This is a genomic window from Ruegeria sp. CK2 (assembly GCF_056536585.1).
Window position 1 is genome coordinate 1 of sequence record NZ_JBQFPW010000038.1, and the last position, 2,500, is coordinate 2,500.

1 tRNA gene and 2 rRNA genes (1 of these 3 cut by a window edge) are annotated in these 2,500 nt (G+C 54.3%); all 3 read right to left on the reverse strand.

What is annotated here, in order from left to right:
• Position 1: 1 nt before the first annotated feature.
• Positions 2-78 (reverse strand) — tRNA-Met (locus ACR0BU_RS24380).
• A 121-nt stretch (positions 79-199) separates the two neighbouring features.
• A 5S ribosomal RNA gene (gene rrf, locus ACR0BU_RS24385) occupies positions 200-314 on the reverse strand.
• 185 nt (positions 315-499) lie between these two features.
• Positions 500-2,500 (reverse strand): 23S ribosomal RNA (locus ACR0BU_RS24390) (it continues 830 nt past the right edge of the window).

A 2,500-nucleotide genomic window follows, 5' to 3' on the forward strand; every position in this document is an offset into this window, starting at 1 on the left:
TTGGTTGCGGGAGTAGGATTTGAACCTACGACCTTCAGGTTATGAGCCTGACGAGCTACCGGGCTGCTCCATCCCGCGACAGTTGGCGTTGGCCTATCGCTTACGCTACTTGAGGCCTTGCGTTGGTCTACCGCCTGTTTGGCTAGTTGAGACCGGGTAGTGTTCTTTTCATCGTTAGAGAGAAGGGGGATTTTTCTAGGTTTGGCGGTGACCTACTCTCCCGGGGCTTAAGCCCAAGTACCATTGGCGCGGCAGTGCTTAACTTCCGGGTTCGGGATGGGACCGGGTGTTTCACTTGCGCTATGACCACCAAACCGAGGAAAAGCCCCCCGTCGCTCTTTTTGCTTTGCAAAAAGGCGACGCGCGGCAGGCAGCGTATTCGTTTACGAATGCGCGTTGCCGCACGGTTGTTGTTTCAATCAACACCGCAGCGTGTTGCTGCGAAGTTATCCATGTTTAATGAGGTGTATGTTTTTGATTTGTCTTTCCATTACTGGATCAAATCAAGCCTATCGGGCGATTAGTACCGGTCAACTGAACGCATTACTGCGCTTACATCTCCGGCCTATTGACGTGGTGGTCTTCCACGGCCCTCAGGGAGACCTTGTTTTGAGGGGGGCTTCCCGCTTAGATGCCTTCAGCGGTTATCCTGTCCGATCATAGCTACCCAGCACTGCCGTTGGCACGACAACTGGTCCACCAGTGGATCGTTCACCCCGGTCCTCTCGTACTAGGGGCAACTCCTCTCAAGTCTCCTACACCCACGGCAGATAGGGACCGAACTGTCTCACGACGTTCTAAACCCAGCTCACGTACCTCTTTAAACGGCGAACAGCCGTACCCTTGGGACCTGCTCCAGCCCCAGGATGAGATGAGCCGACATCGAGGTGCCAAACACTGCCGTCGATATGGACTCTTGGGCAGTATCAGCCTGTTATCCCCGGCGTACCTTTTATCCGTTGAGCGATGGCCCTTCCACTCGGGACCACCGGATCACTATGGCCGTCTTTCGACTCTGCTCGACTTGTCAGTCTCGCAGTCAGGCTGGCTTCTGCCATTGCACTCAACGAGCGATTTCCGACCGCTCTGAGCCAACCTTCGCGCGCCTCCGTTACGCTTTAGGAGGCGACCGCCCCAGTCAAACTACCCGCCACGCAGGGTCCCGGATCCGGATAACGGACCGCGGTTAGACATCAAGAGTGCGAAGGGTGGTATCTCAAGGGAGGCTCCACAAAGACTTGCGTCTCTGCTTCAAAGCCCACCACCTATCCTGCACATCACAATCCTGATGCCAGTGCGAAGCTGTAGTAAAGGTGCACGGGGTCTTTCCGTCTAACCGCGGGAAGCCTGCATCTTGACAGGCAATTCAATTTCGCTGAGTCGATGTTGGAGACAGCGGGGAAGTCGTTACGCCATTCGTGCAGGTCGGAACTTACCCGACAAGGAATTTCGCTACCTTAGGACCGTTATAGTTACGGCCGCCGTTTACCTGGGCTTCAATTCAAGGCTCTCACCTCTCCTTTTAACCTTCAGGCACCGGGCAGGCGTCAGACCCTATACGTCGTCTTGCGACTTCGCAGAGCCCTGTGTTTTTAATAAACAGTCGCCACCCCCTGGTTTGTGCCCCCAGCCCCTAGTTGCCTAGGAACCGGGCCTCCTTCTCGCGAACTTACGGAGGTATTTTGCCGAGTTCCTTCAACATCGTTCTCTCAAGCGCCTTGGTATGCTCTACCAGTCCACCTGTGTCGGTTTAGGGTACGGTCTGATAGGAGGGCTATTTCCAGGAACCTCTCAGCAGCCCATTCAATCCAATAAGGATGAACTACCTCTGAGATCCGTCACCACTCCACGGCCTAGGAATATTAACCTAGTTCCCATCGCCTACGCCTTTCGGCCTCGGCTTAGGGGCCGGCTTACCCTGCTCAGATTAGCTTTAAGCAGGAACCCTTGGACTTTCGGCGAGAGTGTCTCTCACACTCTTTGTCGCTACTCATGTCATCATTCTCACTAGTGATCTCTCCACCGGATGGCTCACGCCCCGGCTTCATCGAAAAGACTCGATCCTCCAAGGTGCCCCGAAAGACACTAAAGAGGATAAGTCTTATGTCACACTACGCTCTGCTACCGATGCTTACGCATCCCTAGACTTCGGCTCATGGCTTGAGCCCCGTTACATCTTCGCCGCAGGACAACTTATTTAGACCAGTGAGCTGTTACGCTATCTTTAAAGGATGGCTGCTTCTAAGCCAACCTCCTGGTTGTTTTGGTCGTCCCACCTGCTTTCCCACTTAGCCATGAATTGGGGGCCTTAGTCGTAGGTCAGGGTTGTTTCCCTCTCCACTACGGACGTTAGCATCCGCAGTGTGTCTGCCATCTAGTACTCCCGGGTATTCGGAGTTTGGTTAGGATCAGTAAGCCTGTGGGGCCCCATTACCCATCCAGTGCTCTACCCCCCGGGGTATTCGGATGACGCTCTACCTAAATAGATTTCGCAGAGAAC